The sequence below is a fragment of the Paraburkholderia sp. RL18-085-BIA-A genome (genome assembly GCF_046027075.1).
GTDB lineage: Bacteria > Pseudomonadota > Gammaproteobacteria > Burkholderiales > Burkholderiaceae > Paraburkholderia.
This window is the reverse complement of the sequence record NZ_JARESU010000085.1, coordinates 13,552-36,102: the sequence shown is the minus strand read 5'-3', so window position 1 is coordinate 36,102 and position 22,551 is coordinate 13,552. Positions and strand designations below refer to the sequence as shown.

The following is a 22,551-nucleotide window of genomic DNA, read 5'->3' as shown; positions in this document are numbered from 1 at the left end:
TTCCTTCGAGCGCGACATCGAGGGCGTGCTCAAGGCCGTGCGTACAGAATACAACCTCAATACCGAAGTGAAAGACACCGGCAACCCGTTTGGGGACTGGCCGTAAAAGAAGACCTCCACGACATCGCTGTGCATGGAGGTGTGGCCACGCGGCACCATACTGACCTTCGGCGTGACCAATTACTTCAGCCTGGTTCTTAAGGCTGTCACGAGAGAATTCGCAGTTTCCACCAGCCACGTAAGCTGCAGTTCCTCCTGACTAGCGATTTCGCACGCGGGGATGTAATCCACAAGCATTTCTCCAGCAACACGCTGGCTGTCCGAGGCTGTCTCGCCGACCTGAAATCGAACTGTTTGACCGAGTTCCTGTTCAAGCGCGGCCTGGTCTTCGAGCAAGGACTGAATAGCGTCGCGTCCGTCAGCGCCCATGAACTTGACCATGAATCCCGCTTGTCCCGCAGCGGTGCGATAGACGACCAAGCTGGCAACGGGTCCGGGAAGCTCAAGGCGGACATAATTGTTGCCACCATGTCGAGGCGGCGCTTGGTCCGGGTGGTCGAATTTGACGAGGCTGATGAATCGGTCCCAGAACTCCCTATTCTGAAGTCGCGCGGCGTTCGATGAAGCCGTGCCCTCGGGGGCTCTCGAGCCCGTCGGTTCGCGCTGCAGAGCCGCCGCGGCCTGTTCTAGCGGTGTGCCGTCCGTTCGGACGAGAACTTCGCGCTTTATCACCTCTGTTTGAATCGGGACGGTCGGTACGAGTAGCGTTCGACCACCGACATCCTTGAAGACCTTGATTTCCGGGAAAGCGAGCCTGGACAATAGGCCACCCTGATTCGCCATCAACCGACGCAATGCATGCAGGTCGCTGCGGATACCATCGCCAGCAATTGCGAGTAGGAAATCTCCACGCGACAAAGACCTGTTAACCGCATCTACGAATGCGGCCTCATCGCACTGTGGGAACGTTGCGCAGACTGCCTTGTAAATCGGGTTCTCACCGGCCAATCCGCGCGCCTGCTTCAGGCGTGCTTCGAGGTCCGAGTACGTCCATTCGGATAACAGCGACGCGTATTCGAACAGTTGAGCGACAACTTCGCGACGGGCTTCCGGATTTCGCCAAAGCTTGCATTCAATCAGTACGAGGCGCCCAGTCGGCGAGACGCCAAGCAAGTCGAGGTACACATTCGACGAGCCATGACGAAGAGGCAGTTCGCGGCATAACGGCACGAATGCCTCGCCCTGACCGAACATCTCCACCATTGGAACGAGACCAGGATGCTGGAACAGTCGCTCCTGCAACCAACGCTCACTGTGCCCATCCGTCGACGAAAGGGAAGACCGCTCGAACGCTATCGGACCGCCTTCGCCGTTGTTGTCTTCGAAATACACTGTCATGCTCTATGCGCCTCGGCGAGAGTAATGTTCATGTCAGGCGTCACCGGCCGTTGCATTTTGCGCAACGGAGCTTGAGTGCACTTGCACCGTGTAGCCGTCACTAATTGCGTTCACCACCGACGGCGGCGTCAGTAGCTGCAATGCTGGCGACGATGCCTCGAGCCCGATTGGTATCTTCGCGTAGTGCGGGTGCCTGCCAAACTTCCCTTGGGTATGCGGGTGTGTCAATCCGAGCGCCAATGCCTTGACAATTTCAGGGGTGACGTCCCGACGCTCGTACTTGCTGCTGCCATAGTGCGACTCCGAGACATCCAGCACCCGAAGCGCACGGAATCCGTCATTCGCGTAGTGGCCGCCGACCCATGGTTCAAATCGAACCGCACTCATTGCATGCCTCCCCCACGTTCCCTTGCGATAAAGCTCACGTTGGTTGATGCCGACCCGGAGGTCGCCCCGACGACGCTGTCGGTCGCAGAAAGAAAATTGGTTCCGGCAATTCGGGGACGTCGTCCGGTCCCATCCATGTGGAGACACGGGCACCGAGTGCCTCAAGGAGCGCGTCTGAATTCAGGCAGTACCTGCGGTAGGAGGGGAACGGCGTCACCACGAGACCCGACTCAGCGCCGCTTTGCGTCACGGTCGACATAGACATGGAGACAGCGCTGATTATTGCCCATCGTTTCGTGCGCGACATTGCGGGCCGGCTTGGTGAACCCACGAAACTGTTTCATCCGTCGGCCGAAGCGCGACTCGCAACGTACGGCTGGCCCGGGAACGTGCGAGAGTTGCAGAATCGTCTTGAGCGCGCATGCATCGTGTGTTCCCGCAACATGCTTTTTTCGTCCGACCTCTTCGAGGAGGACGGGTCTCTGACCGTAGCAGCGCTGGAGATGAATACTCCGCTCGACGGCTACATGACCGCATGTGAAAACGCGTTCATTCGTGCCGCGCTGCTGCAGCACCAGGGCCACATTTCCGAGACCGCCCACGCCCTCGGCATTTCAAGGAAGAGCCTGTGGGAGAAGATGCGTAAGCTTGCGATTGCGGCCGAGCCGCTTCATTGAACTGCACTCGCAGCTGCGTCGCTACGCAACGGGAGTACGCGCATGGAATCTCACGATAAGGTCGAGCCGCTCGAGACAAGACTGGTTCAGGTACGTGGCCAGGTGCAGGGCGTGGGCTATCGGGAGGCCTGCGTACGACGCGCAAGAGAACTGGGCGTCACCGGTTGGGTCCGCAACCGCATGGATGGTTCGGTAGAGGCGATGCTACAGGGCTCGCCGGAGCAACTGGCGGAGATGTGCGCCTGGCTCAGCGAGGGCATGTCCGCAGCGCTTGTCGACGCGCTTGAGGTAACCGAGGTGCCCCCACCGTTTGCCCGCTTTGACAACTTCGAGCGTTTGCCCACTCTATAAGGGCAAGCAAATCGCTCCGATGAAAGAAGGCGTCTTTCCGCATTCACGCGGTGCCGTCTTCGCAGCGGAAAGCGGCTGTGTCAGTCACGACGACCGTTGATACCAGTTACGGGACGAGTTAACGACCTTGACTACGACTAGCATGACCGGCACTTCGATGAGCACGCCGACCACTGTTGCCAGTGCCGCACCGGACTTCAGACCGAACAGGCTGATTGCCGTCGCAACAGCGAGTTCAAAGAAGTTGGATGCGCCAATCAGGCAGGACGGTGCAGCAACGTCGTGCGATACGCCCAGTTGTCGATTTGCCAGGTAGGCGAGCGACGAGTTGACAATCACCTGAATCAGGATAGGGACCGCGAGAAGCAGGATGACGAGAGGCTGAGCAATGATTTGCTCACCCTGGAACGCGAAGAGCAGCACAAGTGTCAGTAGCAGCGCAGCGATGGAGAACGGGCCAATCTTAGAGAGCGCTTTCTGGAAGGCATGCTCGCCCTGCCGCAGGAGAGCCTTGCGAATAAATTGCGCAATGATGACGGGGATGACGATGTAGAGCACCACGGAGGTCAGCAATGTATCCCAAGGCACCGCAATGTTCGAGATGCCGAGCAGCAGACCCACGACCGGGGCAAACGCGAACACCATAATCAGGTCGTTCAACGCGACCTGGGACAGTGTGAAGTACGGGTCACCTTTCGTCAGTTGACTCCAGACGAAGACCATCGCTGTGCAAGGCGCTGCAGCCAGAAGAATCAGGCCGGCGACGTAGCTGTCGAGCTGGTCAGCGGGCAGCAGCGACGCGAATACGTGCCGCACGAAGACCCATGCCAAAAACGCCATCGTGAACGGCTTGACCGCCCAGTTGATGACCAGCGTCACGCCAATGCCCTTCAGCTGGGTGCGAACCTTCCCCAGCGAGGCGAAGTCGATGCGCAGCAACATCGGAATAATCATGACCCAAATCAGAATCCCGACCGGGATGTTGACGTGGGCGACTTCAAGCGTCGAAACGGTATGCACGGTGCCGGGCAACAACTTGCCGAGGACAATGCCGACCACAATGCACAGCGCGACCCACACGGACAGATAGCGCTCGAAGAATCCGATGCCGCTGGGTGCTGGCCGCGCTGCTTTTGCAGCGGTTTGACTGCCTGCCATCGTTATTCTCCCTTCTCACGCAGCGACGTGCCGATGTTCTGCATTTCCTGCTGGACCGCAACGCGGTCCAGCTTTTCGAGCGGCAGATTCGCGAAGAGCTCGACGCGCTTCTTCATCTGCACGTAGGCCTGCAGAAATGCCTTGCGCTTGGCGTCGTCAGAGCCCTCGGCCGTCGACGGGTCAGGTACGCCCCAGTGTGCTTTCGCAGGGTGACCGGGCCAAATGGGGCATACCTCGCCGGCTGCGTTGTCGCAGACAGTAAAAATGAAATCGATTTGCGGTGCGCCGTCTTCAGCGAATTCGTCCCAGCTCTTGCTGCGTAGCCCTTCGGTAGAAATCCCCTGTGAACGCAGCAGGTCAAGCGCAAAAGGGTTCGGAGCAGTGCCAGGGTGACTGCCGGCGCTGTACCCCACGAAGCGGTCGCTCGCAAGTTCATTCAATGCCGCTTCCGCCAGAATGGAGCGTGCGGAGTTGTGGGTACAGAGGAATAAGACATTGTACTTTCGGTGTTCGGTCACAGACTTCTCCTGGCGACGTTTGGACTAGGCGGTTTCGAATTACTCCATATCTCCAATGTAATGGAAGCGTTGTGACGCAGCAAGCGTGAGTGCGGTCGGTCTTCGTCGCTGGCAGCGTTGAAGTCTGGGGTCGACTGTTTCACCCCGCGCCGGCGGCGCCGCGCTAGAATCGGCACATAACCTTGAAGACAGAGCCTTATGAAGGAAAAAGACGCCATCAAAGCTTTGGCCGCGCTCGCACAGCCGACGCGCCTGGCTATTTTTCGCCTGCTCGTCACAGCCGGGCCGGAGGGTCTCAACGTCGGAGTCATCCAGGAGCATCTTGACCTGGCTAGCGCGACGCTCTCCTTCCATCTCAAGGAGCTGACGCATGCTGGCCTGGTAACGTCTCGCCAGGAAGGGCGCTTCGTATACTACGGGCCCGAAATCGAGCACATGAACGACCTGGTTGGCTTTCTGACCGAGAACTGCTGCCAGGGAGTGGACTCGGCTGCATGCAAGCCCGCCAGGAAAGTGAAGTGCAAGCCCGTGACCGCATGAACAGGCGCTTAGTGCGGTAAGTCGCGCAGAACACACTTACATCATCCGCAGCAGTATCCAACTGCAACGGCCGCCTCCTAACCTTGGGCGGCCGTTTGCTTTTGTCCGAGCGAATCAGCAGCAGCCGGCTTTTTTCTCAATCACAGCTGGAATCGAGGTAACCGGGGCACAGCAGGCCCCGCCCGCTTCAGGAGAGGCCGACTCCCGGCTGTCCGCTCCGAACATCGGGATGCCGCCAAGCGTGTGATACGTCTCCCAAGGCACACCGGCCGGGTCCTGCGTCCAGTATTTGTTCGAACTTGCGTAACAGCACTGCGCGCCGGGCTGGTCCTGTACCGCGACGCTGCCAGCGACGACCTGCTCGCGAAGAACTGACAGCTCCTCATCGCTATCGACTTGAAATCCCAAGTGATTGACACCTGCTTCCCCGCCACGCGCCGAAATGGCGAAGTTCACGCGCGGGTCTTCAAGCATCCACTTCGCGTAATCGTCCTTGAGCACAGTGGGCTGCGCGCCGAACATGCTGCTGTAAAAACGCACGCTTTCGTCGAGTGTCGGGACGATAATGTGCACGTGAAATCGCTTCATTTACGCCTCCGTTTCGTTGGTCGTGCAGCCGCATTGTTCTGCTTGCTCCGCTGCACAGCAGTTTTCCATCAGGAAATCCATGAGCGTCTGCATGTGGTCGTAGCTGGCGCAGTAGATGATGAACCGCCCCTGACTTTTGCCTTCAATGAGCTCCGCGTGGGCGAGCTCCTTCAGGTGAAATGACAGCGTGGGCGCCGGGAGTCCCAGCTTTTCGGCAATAGCGCCTGGACTCATACCCGAGCGTCCAGCCGTCACCAGAAGACGGAAGACTGCGAGACGGGTTTCATGTGCGAGCGCTGCAAGCGCCTTGACTGCAAGCTTCGAACCCAGGGTTGCCATGATGTGCCTCTTATTGGTTGGTCGCCTGCGCTTCTTTGCGGGAATGGTCAGCGATTGCCTGGGAGGCCAGGTCGGTCGCCGGGTCGAGCGGACGGGCTTCCTTCACACGTTCGCTGTACCGGTCGACGAGATAGTCGGCACGACCGCGAAGCAACAGCGTGAACTTCACGAGTTCTTCCATCACGTCAACCAGTCGGTCGTAATAGGACGACGGCTTCATCCGGCCGTCCTCTTCAAACTCCTCAAACGCCTTTGCAACCGACGACTGATTGGGGATAGTGAACATGCGCATCCAGCGTCCAAGCTGACGAAGCTGGTTCACCGAGTTGAATGACTGCGAGCCGCCGCTGACTTGCATGACAGCTAGCGTGCGCCCCTGCGTAGGGCGGATACCGCCGCTCACCAGCGGCAGATGGTCAATCTGCGTCTTTATCAGACCGGTGATGGTGCCGTGGCGCTCCGGGCTGCACCACACGTGGCCCTCTGACCAAAGTGACAGATCGAGCAGCTCCTTGACCTTCGGATGGTTCTTCACGTCGATGTCGTCTGCGTGCGGCAGACCGCGCGGGTCGAAAATTCGCGTTTCCGCACCGAATGTCTGCAACAGGCGAGCGGCTTCTTCGACGAGCAACCGCGAATAGGACCGCTCCCGCAGCGAACCGTAGAGCAGCAGAATCCTTACCGGCGGCTGTCCATCCATTCCGAGGCGCGCAGCGATATCGGTATCGAAAAAATCTGTCCTGGCGGCCGGGAAGCTCCGGTCGCTATTGATTGCGTGAACTGTCATCTTATTACCCTGCTTGCAATTTGACATTTCCAATTATATGGAGGTGTTTGGTCAATTCAAGGCGCTTTGCAGCCCCTGCCGAACACGACCGTCATCACTTCGTCACTTGCATTCTACAACATTTCCGGTATTCTGGAAATGTGAAACGTTTGGAGGCTGCCATGCACTGCGAAGACCGGGTTTCGACTGACTCGCTCCGGCCTGCCTCGGGCGGGTGGCATTGCAGGTCCATGCAGGGATTCCTCATGCTGAGGGCGCGTGGACGAGCTGCTGGCTCAGCGACACAATCTGCCGGGGGGCGCACTTCGACCAAGTCAGACTGTGCGTCCTTCCCGGCGGACGTAGCGCGGGCGTTTCAGATGGAGACCGGGTACGCGACCTCCGCGATTGCGCTGACAGAAGCGGTTAACGTGAAACTTGAGCTTGCACGATTCCTGGCTGCGGACGGTTCGTCGGCTGCGGTCCTTGTGATGGATGCACAAGTTCTGAGTCGTGTCTGGCCACCGTGTGACTGGAAGGCACCGTTGCTGCGAGTCCGCAATCGTCTCGCCGATGAGGGCTCGAAGTTTTTCGTCGCATTGACTACGCGTCATCAGAAACGAGGCGTCATCGGGGCGCTAGCACGCCTACAAGAGCGGCTCGTCGTTCGACGCGTTCGGCGATATTGCAATCGGGAGGGAGTCGGCTTTCTCGGTGCCGTGCAGACAACCCGCCGATGGCTACCACATGCCGCATCGACCCACTTCATGAGCGAGTCGCCGCTGTCATCGCGCACAGACTTGCTTCCGCAACATTCTATTGCTGCGACGCCTTTCGTACTGGCTGCAGCACCGTCCATAAACTAAGCCAGATGAGGGGCTGAAAAAATTGAGCACAGTGTCGAGCCGAAGTGAGAACGCCAGCGGAGACACCGCACCGGCAGATACCAAAGACAGTCTGGTTACATGGGCGTTGGCGCTAGCGCAGTTAGTCTCCTGGGGCTCCGTCTACTATTCATTTTCCCTGCTGGTCGTGCCCATGGAGCAATCTATGGGCTGGAGCAGAACGGCGACAAATGCCGCCCTTTCGGTGGGGTTGCTGGTTTCCGGGTTCGCCGCATATCCCATTGGTCGCTGGATTGACCACGGACTCGGGCGACGGGTGATGGCCGCCGGCTCAGTCATCGCAGCGGCCATGCTATTGCTGTGGGCCGACGCACAGTCGTTGACGGCGCTCTTCGTTGCCTGGATTGGTCTCGGGATTGCCATGGCATCTACGCTTTATGACCCAGTCTTCGCCGTCGTAACGCACCGATATCCGCAAAGTTTCAGGACCAAAATCACCCTTATTACGCTGGTGGGCGGGTTTGCCAGCACGGTCTTCATTCCGCTCACCCAGTTGCTGGTTGGCTCGGTCGGATGGCGCACAGCGCTTGTCGTTCTTGCTGCCGCGAACCTGGCAATCGCCCTGCCAATTCACATCCTCGCCGTCCGTTCGTCGCGTTCACACGACGACTCGCGGCCGAATCACGGTAAGGTCAAGGCCGCGCATGGCGAAGCCACACGCCGCGCGCTCCGCACGCCCACCTTCTGGGCTCTCGCCGTCTGCTTCACGGCCTACTACGCGACGTTCGCGGCGCTTACCTTCCATCTGGTGCCGATGATGGTCGAGCGAGGACTATCGAATGCCGTGCTGGTCACAACCATGGCGCTCATCGGTCCCGCTCAGGTCGCCGCCCGCGCGCTGTGGTTCGCTTTCGGCCGAGGGCTTCACGCGAGTACCGTTGGCCTCATAGTCGTGACGCTGTTCCCTCTGTCGACATTCATCCTCATCTGCGCTGGCCATTCCGCTGCTCTTATCTGGCTGTTTGCTCTTTGCTATGGTGCCGCGAACGGCATGATGACAATCCTGCGGGGCACTATCGTCCAGGACCTGATGTGGACTGAGGGGTATGGCGCGGTCAGCGGCATGCTTTCCTTTCCGTCGAACGTTGCGAAGGGAATCGCGCCGATTGCCGCGGCCAGCATCTGGAGCTTCACGCACGGATACGTGGCTGTTGAGTGGACCGTGCTTCTCGTCTCGATACTGTCAGCAATTGCGTTCTTCGTGGCCGTCCGGGGCAGCCGTCATGCTGCAACCAGCGTAGCATGATATTTCCTGGCTCCGAATCCAGCACTCATACCTTCGCCATGAAGATACGTGCCGCGCGAAGTAATGACCTTGACGCCATCAAAGCTTTGCTCGCAGAGAACGGGTTGCCGGCGGTCGACATCACCGCCATTGCACTCAACAACTTCTTGGTCGCAGAGGACGCAAACGGAGGGTTCATCGGGTGCGTTGGTCTCGAGAAATCCGGGACAAGTGCGCTGCTGCGGTCACTGGTAGTAGCGAACAACGCTCGCGAGAAAGGATTGGGTCGTCAATTACTGGCTTACGCCGAGAACGTTGCGCGGGCCGATAACATTTCCGAATTGTGGTTGCTGACGACGACCGCCGCCGAGTTCTTTCAACGGGCCGGCTATGTCGTAGCGGACCGGAGCACTGCGCCAGCTGAAATCCGAGCAAGTACGCCGTTTGCAATTTTGTGTCCAGCATCGGCGATTTGCCTGAGGCGCATGCTGGAAGGTGTTCCTACAGCGAGCGTCATGCGCACTTAAAACTGAAGGGTAGCCGTGGGTGTCCACCCACGCGCGCGCCCATTGATGCCAATGCATCGTGCTTCATCTCCGAAGTGATGCATCCGAGCGGAAGGTAGTCTTGTTTCCTTGCCACGATGCGCGCTAAAGGGTTGTGCTCGGCTGCCGTTGACACTGTTAGGCTGGGTCCCCTCGAAGGACATGACATTCTTCTGTATGGTTCGCTCTATAGGGTTCGGCATGAGAGCATTGAGTCGGCGGTGTCTCGCCTGTGTGATTGCGGCATCAACATTTGTATGCGAGGCATCCATTGCTTCGCAACCTCCGCTGGCTGGGGGCGCGTGCTTGAACTGAGGAGAAACGACGTCGGTCGTTGTGGAGCCAATGTTGACTTGTTCGCGTGGGATTTGGGTCGAAACATCGAAACTTCATCAATACGCGACGTTTGTGTCTGCCCGAAGCAGCACAGGTGAGTTGGAGTTCGGCTATCCGATTGTGAGTCAGGCTGGTGTACCGGGTCGCTTCTCTCGCTACGACAAGGAAGGTGGGGTAACCATGGGAGATGCGGCTTCCCTGATCGTCTCCGAGACTTCTGATGCTGGGGCCGTTCGGATTGAAGGGCGAATTTGGAGCGCGTCCCGGGACGGGAACTGGTCAAAAGATATTGACGTCACGGCACGGATTGGCCAGACAGAGACAATCGCTGTACGTCCAGACGGAACCGCATACACGTTCCAAGTGAGCCAGTTACCGAATCCGTGAGACCAGGACTGCCGGTATGACTTGGAGCGGATACGAGCGCCGAGAAGTCAGCGCTCACGTACAGAAAATTCAGTCCCTCACAGGCCACCAAAAAGCCGGTCTATGAGACCGTGCATGACCTTTCGTCACGCCGCTCCATGCGGAGCCAGGCCTCTTCGGTGCGTAGCTAAAGACAAGCGCGTAAGCGGTGCTGGCTGCCGCGCTGGAGCCGCAGCGAATCGAACTCATCGAAGAAATAGACGCCGCGGGTCGACTTTAGCGCTTCGAACACCAGGCACAGCTTTGACGCGCTCTCACCCATGAACTTGGTGATGAGGCTGTCGAACCGTGCCGTGAATAGCGGCAAACGCAGTTCGCCGGCCAGGGCGGCGGCTGTCATGGTCTTGCCTGTGCCGGGCGGCCCCGTGAGGAGGAGTTTCTTGCGCGGGCTCAATCCATGCGCGCGCAATAGTTCATGGTGGCGCTGTTCGCGGAGCACGCGATTTAGCTTCCAGCGTACAGAGTCCGACAACACCATTTGCTGCAGGTGCTCGTGCGGGTACTGCACTGTCAGCAATTCCGACAGCTCGCCCTTCGGTTGCGCGAGCGGAATTGGACGCTGGCCGACCTTGCTGCTTACCGACGAGAGACCCGGTTTCTTTCCCGCCTTTGCTGCGTCCACGAGGTCGCGCAGTTCTGCGGCCAGTTTAGTGTGACCACGATGCGCTTCGTCCGCCGCCATCTGCATGGCGACCGCGTAGAAATGCTCGTGGTTGTCACCAGCATATGCGCGCAGTAGTGCCTTCACTTGGTCGGAACGTGCCATCAGGAACCTCAAAAAGTCTCGAAGCGAAGTATGGACTTCATGCCGAACTGGCGATGCTATTATCGCAACTTGATGCAATAACAGCACCAACACTCGAATGTTTCCACCCAGAACGCAGGGCGAGCTGATTCGGTGGGCGCGCGGTAAAAGCACTCAAGCTGAGTTCGCCGCGGCTCATGGGGTCGCCAAATCGTCGCTTTCGCGATACGAGGCCGAAAAGCTCGGGGCGCCCACACGCCTCATTAATGATTGCCTCTCGCAGCTCGCTGAATTCTTGGTGGCAAAACCGGGCGCGGCAGAAGTATCGCGCCTGCACTTACCCGTCAACTCCGGCGAGGCCCTCGAGCAACGCGACAGTTTTGCGCGCATTGTCCAAGGCCCCCTTGATGCCAGCCCGACGGAGCTTTGAGAGAGATGCCCGGTGCGACACCTGTGGAGTGAACTGAGGCAGATTTGCGTCATCGGTAGGGTGCATACCCTCTAAAACGGCCTTCTGAAGCGGCCATCCCCGCCTGAAATCTGGTCGGAAAGCTCCGTAAACGACGCGGGTAGGGTGTACTTCGCGACATGAGTGGCGTAACGGCACATTCTTCGTTTTGCCGTCCTCGGCGTTGTCGCAAGCGGCAGCCATGCTAATAACGGCTATTGCCCCGGCACTAGAGAACGCGGTATCAAAGTCCCACAATCACTTTCCTGAATCGGTCGATCGAACCGCTTATCGAACTCGTTTGGCGATTCCTCGAATTCGTCGATTTGATTTTCTCGTCTGCGCCTTCGCCATTTTCAAAACAGCATCTCGTACAGGCAGCGCGGCTCACTGCTTGATCCAGCGCTCACGAATCGATTCCCGCTTTTACTTCTTGCTAGCAGCCCTGTAAAAGCTTGTTGAAAGCCACGCATCCCATTAGAATCCCCCGGTCATTGGGGAGTAGCCTTCCTTCATCCATTGAAGGAGAGCGCGTCAACATACTTGGCCTGCGGGCCATGGCGCGTTCGACCGGGCCGGTTTGGCGAGACCATTGACGCACTGCCTCGTTCTGGTCGGACGGGCGGCCGTGCGTCATTGGTTCGTCACATACGTCCGACCGCGGAGTTGCCCTATGAATCACCGTGTCGCCTCCTCAGTCCGCCAGCATGCTTTCGCGTTGGCCCGCCATTCGGCGAGCGGCCGTGCTTTTTGCGCATGCGCTGGGAGTCTTGCATGAGCGGTCTGCTCGTCGAACTCGCGATCATGCTGGTCGTCATTCTGGTGGCGGCCGAACTCTTCACCAACGCGCTCGAACATCTCGGCGAACGTCTGAAAATCTCCGAAGGCGTGACAGGCTCGCTGTTCGCGGCGGTCGGCACCGCGCTGCCCGAAACGCTCGTGCCGCTGCTCGCGATCGCGAGTGGCACGACCGATAGCGCGGTCAACCAGGAGATCGGCGTCGGCGCGATTCTCGGAGCGCCGCTGATGCTCTCCACGCTGTCGACGTTTCTGATGACGCTCGCCATTCTTCGCGCACGCGGCGTCAAAGGCTGGGTCGCGCCTGAGCGCACCGGTTTCACGCGCGATCTGAACTATTTCCTGTGCGCGTTCGTGCTGGCGGCCGGGGCGATGTACGTGCCGCACACGCAGATGATCGTGCGTGCGCTGTTCAGCGTGGCGCTGGTGGGCGTGTATGTCACCTATGTGGTGATGACGTTTCGCGCGTCGAGTCAGCTCGTCGACGCGGGGCACGGCACCGAAGCACCCGGCAAGATGCTGCTCTCGCGCGTCGGCGTGCCGACCAATCTCGCGACCATCGTGCTGCAACTGGCGCTTGCCGTCGCCTTACTGGTGTGGGGCGCGGAAGGGTTCATTCACGGCGTGCGCGGAGTGTCGCAGGTGCTCGGCGTGTCGCCGCTGTTGCTGTCGCTGCTGATCATTCCGATTGCCACCGAGTTGCCCGAGAAGGTCAACAGCATCCTGTGGATTCGGCGCGGCAAGGACACTCTGGCGTTCGGCAACATCACCGGCGCGATGGTGTTTCAAGGCACTTTGCTTCCCGCGATCGGTATTCTTCTGACGCCGTGGACGCCGCGCATCGAAGTGGTGACCGGGATCGTGATCACGCTCGCTGCTGCGGCATGGCTGCGCGTCAATGTGCGCGAGCGTGGTGTGCCGGTGTGGGCGCTGCTGGTATGCGGCGTGTTGTACGCCACGTATCTGGCGATCACGTTAACGCGGTGAGTGACCGGCTTCAAGTCTGTTGTCAGGCCTCGATGATCGGTTGGGGGCGGTTGACTTTGAGCGCCTCACTCCGCTGTTAACGGCGCGATATTGGCGAGCTTTAGGGCTGCGTCTGCCGGTCGCCCGTTCATTTCACTTAACCGGCGATTCAGCCGTGCGAATCGACGAATATGCGTGTTGTCCCCATAAAGTTTTTCCGAGCCGGGCCGATACCCCAAACAAGGCGGGCGGCAAACGAACAGCTGCCACGTTCGCTGATGCCTTGGTCTACATGGCATGTAACGGTCTGATGGCCCCAACAGGAGAATTTCCATGCTCGGAATTAACAGCAACATCAACTCGCTGGTTGCACAGCAGAACCTGACCAGCTCGGGTAGCGCACTGTCGCAAGCAATCACGCGTCTGTCGTCGGGCAAGCGCATCAACAGCGCAGCGGACGACGCAGCAGGTCTGGCAATCTCGAACATCATGCAGACCCAGATCAACGGTCTGAGCCAAGGTGTTTCGAACGCGAACGACGGCGTCTCGATGGTGCAAACCGCATCGAGCGGCCTGTCGTCGCTGACGAGCAGCCTGCAGCGTATTCGCCAGCTCGCGACGCAAGCATCGAACGGCAGCATGACCGACACCGATCGCGCGGCACTGCAACAGGAAGTGACGCAACAGATCCAGGAAGTGAACCGTATCGCATCGCAAACGACGTACAACGGCATGAACGTGTTGAACGGTACGCTTGGTAGCGTGACGTTCCAGGTCGGCGCTAACGTCGGCCAGACGATCAACCTGAGCCTGACGCAAGACATGTCGGCAGCGGCAATGGGCAGCGGCGTGCCGCAAGCCGGCCAGACGCTCGGCACCTTCAGCGGCCTGAGCCTGGATTCGGCTGGCGCTACGGCCGCAGCCTCGGCTGCAACCGTCACCTCCGTCAATGTGGTCTCCGACGGAAGCGGCGGCTTCACGTTCACGGACCAGAACAACCAGGCACTGAGCTCCACCGCGGTCGGCGCTCTGTTCACCGCCACGGGCGAGGCCAGCAGCACCGGCAGCGGCTTCCAGGGCTCGGGCACGGCTGTCACGCTCACCGCCACGAACATCATTGCGGATGCTGGCTCGGCCGGCTCCGCCGCAGCCACCGCTATGGCCACCCAGATCGGCTCCTACAACGCGCCGACGACGGTTGCAAACGTCGACATCAGTACCGCGAGCGGTGCGAGCATGGCCATGGAGTCCATCGACAACGCACTGAACACGGTCAACAACCTCCAGGCAACGCTCGGCGCCGCGCAAAACCGCTTCTCGGCAATCAGCACGACGCAGCAAGCCCAGTCGACCGATCTGTCGAGCGCCCAGTCGTCGATCCAGGATGCCAACTTCGCAGAGGAAACGGCCAACCTGAGCAAGGCGCAAGTGCTGCAGCAAGCCGGTATCTCGGTGCTGGCCCAAGCGAACTCGCAACCGCAGCAGATCCTGAAGCTCCTGCAGTAACACGCTTCATGTAGCATGCGTTCCGCGCCCGTCCGCCATACCCGGCGCGCGGAACGCAAACCAGTCGGGAGGCCTGCCTCCCGATTACCGTTTTACAGACCTGAACCGATTCATCCGGCATCGCCGAAACACGGAGCCTGTCCATGTCCACCGTATCCTCGAGCGCAAGTTCGATCGCCAGTACTGTCGCCGCCACGACCGCGGCGAGCAACGCCGCGCTGCAGGCAGCCGCGCAGTCGATCATCAGCGGTTCGACCAATTCGTCGATGGACGTGAATTCGCTCGTGACGGCACTCGTCAACTCCAAGATCGCCGGGCAGGCCGCGACGCTGTCCGCGGAGCAGACGCTGGACAACACGCAGATCTCCGCATACGGCACGCTCTCCGCCGCACTCTCCGCGCTGCAGGCCGGACTGACCTCGCTCACGAATGGGACGACCGTGAATGACTTCACGGCCACGACCAGCGGCACCAACAGCGGCATCACGGCCACGGCGGCTAGCGGTGCGGTGGCCGGCACGTATTCGATCGACGTGGCCCAGGTGGCGACGGCCCAGGTGCTGACCTCGACCGGTTATAGCGCGACGCAGGCGCTCGCTTCGGGCCCGAGCACGATGACGCTGTCCGTCGGCGGGGCGAGCACGACGATCTCGCTCGACAGTTCCAACAGCACCGTTTCCGGCATCGCGGCGGCCATCAATAGCGCGAGCAATAACCCTGGCGTCACGGCGACCGTCGTCAACGGCTCAGACGGCGCGCACCTCGTGCTGCACGCGACGTCGACCGGCTCCTCGAATGCGATCAGCGTGCAGATCAGCGATTCGACTGCGGGCGACGCACTGAACAATCTCGCCGTGTCGAGCAACAATGGTACGTCGCTGAGCGGTATATCTGGCGCGACCAGCGCGCAGCTCAAGGCCAATCAGTCGACTCTAGCCACCGGCACGTCTGATTGGACCCAGACGACTGCTGCGCAGGACGCCTATTTCACGATCGACGGCACCGCCGTCACCAATTCGACGAACACCGTGACGTCCGCGCTTTCCGGCATCACGCTGAACCTTTCGGCCGCTTCCGTCGATACGACGGGTTCATCGCCGCAGACCCTAACGGTCGCCCAGGACACCACGTCGCAGGCCAATACGATCAACCAGTTCGTCACGCTCTACAACACGCTCGTCACGACGGTGGGCACGCTGACCTCGTTCAGCTCGGGCGCGACGTCGCAGGGCGTGCTGCTTGGCGACTCGACGCTGAACATGGTCCAGAACCAGTTGGCGTCGATCGTGGCGGCGGGCGTGAAAAACGGCAACACGACGACGAGCCTCGCCTCGATCGGCATCTCGCTGAATGCGGACGGCTCGCTCTCGGTTGACAGCGACACGCTGAACAACGCGCTGAAGACCAATCAGTCGACGGTGGCTTCGCTGTTCAACTCCACCAATGGCGTCGCGGCGCAGCTGAACACCAGCATCACCAACTATCTGTCGGCCAGCGGTGCCATCCAGACGCGCACCAACGCGCTCACCACGGACCTGACGAATCTCTCAACGCAACAGTCGTCGCTGACGGACTATCAGGCGCAGCTCACCAGCATGTACAACGCGCAGTTCACTGCGCTCAACACGCTGATGGCGACGATGAACAACAACTCGCAATATCTGACGCAACTCTTCGGCGGCGCGAACAGCGCCGGCGCGCTCGCCACCAGCAAGGGCTAAGCCGAACAGGGGCACACGACATGGAATTCGCGACGCGCATCGATCGCATCTGGCAACTCACCAAGTCTATCGAGCAGGCAACGGCCGTCGGCGAATGGGAACGGGCGGCGGAACTCGCGAGCGAGCGTTCGCCTCTCCTCATGTCGCTCTCCGCACAACAAGCGGGCGCCGCGCTCGATGTGCTTGCGCAGGTTCACGCGATCGACGCGCGGATCGCCGCAGAGGCGCAGTTGGCCCAGACCGAGTTGGGCGCCGAATATCGGGCGGCCATGCAGGCGGCCAGCCATGCGAATCAGTATCAACGCGTCGCGCAATTCTGAAGCCGGCCAATCGCGCCGCGTCCTGGAAACGTTCTCAAGCGCTTGCGACTTCTCGTGAGCCGGCGGCCCCGGTTCGCTGTACGGTTGCTGGCCTCGAATTGGCGGCGGTTTTGACGTCAACTCGGCGATTCGCCCGGTGGGGCCACCCCCGATAATTGCCCTATTCCTGCTACTTGCGGCGCAAGCACGCCTTCGTCATGACCGCTTTCCCTACTCCGATCGAAACCATCGCGCCAGCCCCCCAATCGCACGTCGGGCACGACATCGAGCTCGTCATGCAAGCCGGGATCGAACATCATCGCAAGCAGGAATACGACGAGGCCGCCGCGCTCTACGCCATTGTGCTGGAAGCGGATCGCGATCATGTCGACGCCAACTACCACATCGGCGTGCTGTACATGCAAACGGACCGACCAGCCGAGGCTGTGCCGCATTTCGAAGCCGTGCTCGGCCACACGCCGAACTTCGCGCAACTCTGGGTCTACTACTTCAACGCCCTCACCGCAAGCAACCAGATCGAAGCCGCGCGGGTGGCACTCGACCTGGCGCGGCAATGCGGCGTTCCCGGGGACGCCATCGATACGTTGACCGCTCGTCTGCCCCAGCGTGATGCCCCGACAGCACCGGAGCCCTCGCTTGAATCTTCGCCCGCGGCCGCGGCAACCGAAGATACGCCGAAGCGGGAGACGTCGGAGACGCCCGCAGCGAAATCTGACCCGCGTCGCGCAAGCGTGACGGAGTTGCGCCGATTTGCAGATCTTTTCAACAGCGGAAAGGCCGAGGCTGCGCTGAAGCTTGCCCGTCACTTGACGGAGCAAAACCCGTCGCACGGCGAATGCTGGATTACGCTCACACACGCCCTGCAGCGCGCAGGCAAGTATGCGGAGTCTGTGATGTCGGCCGAGCGTGCCACCAGCCTGCTGCCCAACAGTCTCGCCGCTCAGACGATGCTGGCTGACGCGCTGCATATCACGCGCCAGCCCCAGCGAGCCATCGTGCACTGCCGCCAGGCTCTCGAAAAGCATCCCGAGAGTGCAGCGCTGCATCGCACATTGGGTGCCGCCCTGCAGGCAACGGGCCGAGCCGGCGAGGGGATCGCCGAGATGCGCCGCGCCGTGGAACTGGCGCCGAGTGACGCTCTCGAGCTCGACGCGCTTGGCAACGCGCTGAACGAGGATGGCCAGTACGACGAAGCGGAGAGCACCTTTCGGCGTGCGCTCGAACTCGCGCCAATGCAGGCAGCAACACACAGCAACCTGCTGTTCTGCCTGATGCACAAGACCGATCTCGATGCAGCAAGCGCATTCGCAGAGTTCAGCGAGTTCGGGACGCGCCAGGAAGCCGCCCTGCGTGCGCATCGGCCGCAGCACACCAATGATCGTAATCCGTCGCGGCGCTTGCGAATCGGCTTCGTTTCGGGCGACCTGATCAATCACCCGGTCGCCTATTTCTTCCAGTCGATCGTCGAGCATCTGGCCCGCGACACAAGCCTGTCACTGCATGTCTATTCGAACTACGTGGTCACCGACGCTTTCACCAGGCAGATCCGAGAGTACGCGCAAGGGTGGCACGAAATCTTCGGCATGACCGACGCCGCGGTCGCGCAAAAAATCCGCGACGACGGCATCGATATCCTGATCGATCTGTCCGGGCATACCGGCCGCAACCGTCTCGTGGTCTTCGCGCACAAGCCCGCGCCCGTTCAGGTGGGCTGGATCGGCAATCCGGCCACGACCGGCCTGACGTCCATCGACTATTACTTGTCGGATCGGTTCGTCACGCCGCTCGAACAGTTCGCCAGCCGTTTCTCGGAAAAGCTCGTGTTTCTGCCTGCCCTCGCGCCATTCAAGCCGTACAGGCAAGCGCCGGACGTGAACGTGCTGCCCGCCTTGAAAAACGGCTTCGTGACGTTCGGCAGTTTCAGTCGCCTGGTCAAGATCGGGCCGGAAGTTGTGGCGCTCTGGGCGTGCGTGCTTCGCGAGATACCGAATTCGCGCATGCTCATTGGCGCGATTACGTCGATCGAACAAATGAACAGACTGGCCAAACTGTTCGCGAGCGAAGGGATCGACGTGAGCCGAATCAGTTTTATGCAGCGCAAGGGTGTCGAGGGCTACTTGCAACAACACCTGCAGGTCGATGTCTGTCTCGACGCGTTCCCATTCGCCGGCTCGACCACGACCATGCACGCCCTGTGGATGGGCGTTCCAACCGTGACCCTGCCCGGCGTTTCTATGGCTAGCCGCGGCAGCACGGGGTGGCTCTCGCACCTCGGGCTCGACGCGGCATTCGTCGCGCGCGACAAGGACGACTTTGTGAGCAAGTGCGTCGCGCTGGCCGACGACCTCGACGCGCTCGCGACGGTACGCCGTGAGCTTCGCCAGCACTGCACGCAGTCGCCCATCATCAGCGCAAGCACGATCGCCAACGCCGCATCGCGTGCGCTGCGCATCATGTGGCAGCGCTGGTGCGACGGGCTTGCGCCAGAGCATTTCGAGGTCCAGGCGCAGCCACAAGATCAGTTGACGGAGCCAGTTTCGGACCAGGCGCGTCACGAGCAACTGAGCATTGCGCCAACTGCCGGATCGATCACATCGATCGGCCAGGAGTCCGATACCCTCGCGGCAATGAAACCCATCCGTTTCGTCTGCGGTACCCGCTGCAGCCGCGAGCAGTTCTCTAACGAAACGGCACTTGGCCGCTCGCTCAAGCTCTACGCGCACCTGCCCGGCATACAACTCCAACTGTTCGACAACAACACGCGCGGACTATCCAGCATCTACAACGCCGCGATCGACGACGCGAAGCAGCAACCGGCCATACTGGTATTCGTTCACGACGACGTCTGGCTCAACGACTTCTTTTGGGCCGAGCGCATCCGCGAATCACTCGCCGGCTTCGACGTGGTGGGTCTCGCCGGTAACCTGCGCCGGGTGCCGCGCCAGCCGGCATGGGCCTTCGCCACCCCGGACCTACGGTGGGACGAGCGCAAGTATCTGAGCGGAACAGTCGGCCATGGCAAGGGATTCCCGTGCGACATCGCGTCGACTTTCGGGCCTTCCGGGCAGGAATGCAAGCTGCTTGACGGTCTGCTACTGATTGCGGATAGCGAAACGCTTGTGCGCAGCGGCCTGCGTTTCGACGAGCAGTTCAAGTTCCACTTTTACGACATGGACTTCTGCCGCCAGGCCGAACTGAAGGGTCTGCGCATGGGAACCTGGCCGCTGAGCGTGGTTCACGAAAGCGGCGGCGCCTTCGGGTCGCCGAGCTGGCGAGAAAACTACGCGCTGTATTTAGGCAAATATGGGGAGTGACACGTACGCGTCTTGCGGCGTTCCGGGTAATCAAGATGCCGTAGCCGGATAAAGAGGACGTCGTGATTTCGCCGCCGAGTGTCCTCTTTTCCTGCCGCCTTTCCGGGACTAGGTCCGACCCTGGATCGTCGAGACGCCTTCACAGTCCACCTTAGCGATATCCACCGGAGCTCACATTGGATCAAACTCCTGTTCACCAGAATCACAACCCGGACTTACTCAACCTCATGCCACCAGGTGCCCGGCGCGTGGTGGAAGTGGGCTGCAGTTCCGGAGCACTGGCGCGCGAATACAAAAAATTGAATCCGGGAGTGCACTACACCGGTACCGAAATCGTCCTGGCCTATGCCCAGATGGCGCGCGAACACTGTGACCGTGTGGTCGATGTGGATATCGAACGGGTACCCGTCGAGCAAATTCGCACGGACTTCGATGCCGATTGCTGGGTCTTCGGAGACGTGCTCGAGCATCTTTACGATCCTTGGGCACTGTTAAAAAAGATCCGTGGGTCACTGGATCGCGGAGGCTGCGTCGTTGCGTGCATTCCCAATGCGCAGCACTGGAGCGTGCAGGCCCGTTTGAGCATGGGCGATTTCCGGTATCAGGATTCCGGCTTGTTCGACCGGACGCATATCCGCTGGTTCACGCGCGTCACGATGCTAGAGATGTTTCGCGATGCGGGGTTTGTCGTCGATGCTGGCAAGGCCCGGATCTTTAACGAACCGCAACGCGAAGCCTTTCTGCCGGTTATTCGTGCGATGGCGAGTGCAGCGGGTGCCGATGCCAACCTCGCCGTCGAGGACGCGAAAGCACTCCAGTACGTGTTCAGGGCAGTCGTAGTGTGAGCGGGTGTGATTACGGCTTATTTACGCCGACCGAAAACACGTATCACGCAACAATGGTACGTCGCCGACGGGTACTTCGAGCGCGAGTTGGCCCAGACCGAGTTGGGCGCCGAATATCGGGCGGCCATGCAGGCGGCTGGCCATGCGAATCAGTATCAACGCGTCGCGCAATTCTGAATCCGGCCAATCGCGCCGCGTCCTGAACGATCCCGATTCATCGCGTCCTTGTGGACGCGCACGCCAATCGCCTCGTGCGAGCCTGGCTTATCCGCAGGCGCAGCGTACGCAGGCGGACATTGCCCGTGAGCACACAAAATCTCCTGACTAAGTCATAAGCCCAAACACCCCGTTGGCATCGGCGGATGCGCTGCAGCGAATTCAAAGTCGGCGTATTCTCGTTCGCTCGCTGGTTATTGATCGTGGGGAAATCATGCAAAAGCGCAGAATCGGCCGTTCCGAAATACATGTCGCGCCGCTTATGTTCGGCGGCATTGTTTTCGGCTGGACCGCCGACGAAGCCGCGTCGTTTTCGATCCTCGATGCGTTCGTCGATGCCGGGCTCGATTTCATCGACACCGCCGACGTCTACTCGGCATGGGTGCCCGGAAACCAGGGCGGCGAGTCGGAAAGCATCATCGGCAAATGGTTCCGTCAAAGCGGCAAGCGCGACAAGATCGTGCTCGCCACCAAGGTTTCGAAACATCAGCAGCGCAAAGGCTTGTCGGCGGCCAACATTCAGGCAGCGGTCGAAGATTCGCTGCGGCGCTTGCAAACTGATCACATCGACGTCTATTTCTCGCACGACGACGACACTGAAACGCCGCTGACCGAAACGCTCGGCGCTTATCAGAAGCTGATCGAGGCGGGCAAGGTGCGGGTGATCGGCGCGTCGAACTACAGCGGCGCGCGCATCGACACAGCGCTCGCCGTGTCCCGCCAGCACGGACTGCCGGAGTATCAGCTGCTGCAGCCGGAGTACAACTTGTACGATCGCGCGGACTATGAGCGCGATATCGAGCCGGTGGCGCTCGCCAATCAGCTCGGCGTGGTGGTCTACTACAGTCTGGCGAGCGGCTTTCTGTCCGGCAAGTACCGGTCGCAGGCGGATCTGGCCGGTAAGGCGCGCGGCAGCCGGGTCGAAAAGTATCTGAACGAGCGCGGCTTGCGGATTCTGAGCGCGCTCGATCGTGTCGCCGAACGGCACGGCAGTACGCCGGCCACCATCGCGCTGGCGTGGCTGATCGCCCGCCCGAGCGTGACGGCCCCGATCGCCAGCGCGACCTCGGTCGAGCAGCTCAAAAGCCTCGCGGCCGCCGTCCATCTGATGTTGACCGGCGACGACATCCGCGAACTGGACGAGGCGAGCGTCTGATCGCACCGGGACGCTTGGCGCGTTCGCCAAACCCCTGGTAGGATGGGGAGTTTCCTGATATCATTGGGAGTGAATTGAGATCTTTGCCTGTTTCGTCAGTGTTTTTCATTGATGAAAGGTTGGCGAAACGGCAACAGGCGCGGCAATTGCAGCACGTCTGTCCGCGTTCCGCGGTGAACTCCCCACCTCTCTTTTCCGGCCTCCGTGGCCGCTTTGCCTCTCGTTTTATTCGTGGTTTGGCCGGGTTTTTCCCGCGTTTGCCTGTTACTGGCCATGAATTGAAACGACCGGAGGGCCGGCGCGTGAGCGGTCTGCCGCCACGCAAATTAACCCGTATCAAGTGATTGAGTTAGGAAT

The 22,551-nt window shown here is 60.4% G+C and carries 20 protein-coding genes and 1 riboswitch; of the genes, 12 read left to right on the top strand and 8 right to left on the bottom strand.

What is annotated here, in order from left to right:
• Positions 1-180: 180 nt before the first annotated feature.
• Both P0D89_RS36070 and P0D89_RS36065 read right to left on the bottom strand, forming a co-directional pair.
• Positions 181-1,398 carry a PDDEXK family nuclease gene (locus P0D89_RS36070; protein WP_408365567.1) on the bottom strand — a complete coding sequence of 406 codons (1,218 nt, stop codon included), beginning with the start codon at positions 1,396-1,398 and terminating at the stop codon, positions 181-183.
• A 33-nt stretch (positions 1,399-1,431) separates the two neighbouring features.
• A complete protein-coding gene (locus P0D89_RS36065; RefSeq protein ID WP_408365569.1) occupies positions 1,432-1,785 on the bottom strand; it encodes a hypothetical protein in 354 nt (117 codons plus the stop codon).
• Positions 1,786-2,048: 263 nt separating this feature from the next.
• On the opposite strand from P0D89_RS36065, the gene P0D89_RS36060 reads away from it, so the two are divergent.
• Entirely contained in the window at positions 2,049-2,462 is a 414-nt protein-coding gene (locus tag P0D89_RS36060; protein WP_408365571.1) for an AAA-type ATPase lid domain-containing protein, read from the top strand.
• A gap of 42 nt (positions 2,463-2,504) precedes the next feature.
• The gene (locus P0D89_RS36055) at positions 2,505-2,813 is read left to right on the top strand and encodes an acylphosphatase (RefSeq protein ID WP_408365573.1); all 309 of its coding nucleotides are present in this window, start codon (positions 2,505-2,507) and stop codon (positions 2,811-2,813) included.
• An 84-nt stretch (positions 2,814-2,897) separates the two neighbouring features.
• On the opposite strand, the gene arsB is transcribed toward P0D89_RS36055, so the two are convergent.
• Together arsB and P0D89_RS36045 are read right to left on the bottom strand one after the other, a co-directional pair.
• On the bottom strand, positions 2,898-3,971 hold the full coding sequence (gene arsB / locus P0D89_RS36050; RefSeq protein ID WP_408377965.1) for an ACR3 family arsenite efflux transporter: 1,074 nt from the start codon (positions 3,969-3,971) through the stop codon (positions 2,898-2,900).
• Between the two features lie 2 nt (positions 3,972-3,973).
• Entirely contained in the window at positions 3,974-4,489 is a 516-nt protein-coding gene (locus P0D89_RS36045) for an arsenate reductase ArsC (RefSeq protein ID WP_408365577.1), read from the bottom strand.
• Between the two features lie 198 nt (positions 4,490-4,687).
• On the opposite strand from P0D89_RS36045, the gene P0D89_RS36040 reads away from it, so the two are divergent.
• Positions 4,688-5,029, top strand: a complete 342-nt coding sequence (locus P0D89_RS36040) for an ArsR/SmtB family transcription factor (RefSeq protein WP_041730777.1) — start codon at positions 4,688-4,690, stop codon at positions 5,027-5,029.
• A 114-nt stretch (positions 5,030-5,143) separates the two neighbouring features.
• Here the strand turns inward: P0D89_RS36040 and P0D89_RS36035 are convergent, their stop codons facing one another.
• Genes P0D89_RS36035 through arsH form a run of 3 tightly spaced genes read right to left on the bottom strand, consistent with a single transcriptional unit; the run spans position 5,144 to position 6,743 of the window.
• On the bottom strand, positions 5,144-5,617 hold the full coding sequence (locus P0D89_RS36035) for an ArsI/CadI family heavy metal resistance metalloenzyme (protein WP_408365579.1): 474 nt from the start codon (positions 5,615-5,617) through the stop codon (positions 5,144-5,146).
• A complete protein-coding gene (locus P0D89_RS36030) occupies positions 5,618-5,956 on the bottom strand; it encodes an ArsR/SmtB family transcription factor (RefSeq protein WP_408365581.1) in 339 nt (112 codons plus the stop codon).
• Between the two features lie 10 nt (positions 5,957-5,966).
• Positions 5,967-6,743 carry an arsenical resistance protein ArsH gene (arsH, locus tag P0D89_RS36025; protein WP_408365583.1) on the bottom strand — a complete coding sequence of 259 codons (777 nt, stop codon included), beginning with the start codon at positions 6,741-6,743 and terminating at the stop codon, positions 5,967-5,969.
• Positions 6,744-7,610: 867 nt separating this feature from the next.
• Here arsH and P0D89_RS36020 point away from each other — a divergent pair.
• Together P0D89_RS36020 and arsN2 are read left to right on the top strand one after the other, a co-directional pair.
• Positions 7,611-8,873, top strand: coding sequence for an MFS transporter (locus tag P0D89_RS36020; RefSeq protein ID WP_408365585.1), 1,263 nt, complete (start codon positions 7,611-7,613; stop codon positions 8,871-8,873).
• A complete protein-coding gene (gene arsN2 / locus P0D89_RS36015) occupies positions 8,870-9,379 on the top strand; it encodes an arsenic resistance N-acetyltransferase ArsN2 (protein WP_408365587.1) in 510 nt (169 codons plus the stop codon). The genes P0D89_RS36020 and arsN2 overlap by 4 nt, the downstream gene beginning before the upstream one ends.
• Positions 9,380-10,286: 907 nt before the next feature.
• Here the strand turns inward: arsN2 and P0D89_RS36010 are convergent.
• Positions 10,287-10,937, bottom strand: a complete 651-nt coding sequence (locus P0D89_RS36010) for an AAA family ATPase (protein WP_408365589.1) — start codon at positions 10,935-10,937, stop codon at positions 10,287-10,289.
• Positions 10,938-11,836: 899 nt separating this feature from the next.
• Positions 11,837-12,008, top strand: a riboswitch (yybP-ykoY riboswitch).
• A gap of 118 nt (positions 12,009-12,126) precedes the next feature.
• Between P0D89_RS36010 and P0D89_RS36005 the strand changes: the two genes are divergently transcribed.
• The 7 genes from P0D89_RS36005 to P0D89_RS35975 all read left to right on the top strand — a co-directional run bounded on the left by P0D89_RS36005 (position 12,127) and on the right by P0D89_RS35975 (position 22,194).
• A complete protein-coding gene (locus P0D89_RS36005) occupies positions 12,127-13,137 on the top strand; it encodes a sodium:calcium antiporter (protein WP_408365591.1) in 1,011 nt (336 codons plus the stop codon).
• Between the two features lie 312 nt (positions 13,138-13,449).
• Complete coding sequence (locus tag P0D89_RS36000; protein WP_408365593.1) at positions 13,450-14,622, top strand: flagellin; 1,173 nt, start codon at positions 13,450-13,452, stop codon at positions 14,620-14,622.
• A gap of 143 nt (positions 14,623-14,765) precedes the next feature.
• A complete protein-coding gene (gene fliD, locus P0D89_RS35995; RefSeq protein WP_408365595.1) occupies positions 14,766-16,343 on the top strand; it encodes a flagellar filament capping protein FliD in 1,578 nt (525 codons plus the stop codon).
• 20 nt (positions 16,344-16,363) lie between these two features.
• Positions 16,364-16,663: a flagellar protein FliT gene (fliT, locus tag P0D89_RS35990; RefSeq protein ID WP_408377962.1), complete on the top strand. Its 300-nt coding sequence runs from the start codon at positions 16,364-16,366 to the stop codon at positions 16,661-16,663.
• 197 nt (positions 16,664-16,860) lie between these two features.
• On the top strand, positions 16,861-19,977 hold the full coding sequence (locus P0D89_RS35985) for an O-linked N-acetylglucosamine transferase family protein (RefSeq protein WP_408365599.1): 3,117 nt from the start codon (positions 16,861-16,863) through the stop codon (positions 19,975-19,977).
• Positions 19,978-20,153: 176 nt separating this feature from the next.
• On the top strand, positions 20,154-20,822 hold the full coding sequence (locus P0D89_RS35980; RefSeq protein ID WP_408365601.1) for a class I SAM-dependent methyltransferase: 669 nt from the start codon (positions 20,154-20,156) through the stop codon (positions 20,820-20,822).
• 430 nt (positions 20,823-21,252) lie between these two features.
• The gene (locus P0D89_RS35975) at positions 21,253-22,194 is read left to right on the top strand and encodes an aldo/keto reductase (protein ID WP_408365603.1); all 942 of its coding nucleotides are present in this window, start codon (positions 21,253-21,255) and stop codon (positions 22,192-22,194) included.
• Positions 22,195-22,551 lie beyond the last annotated feature (357 nt).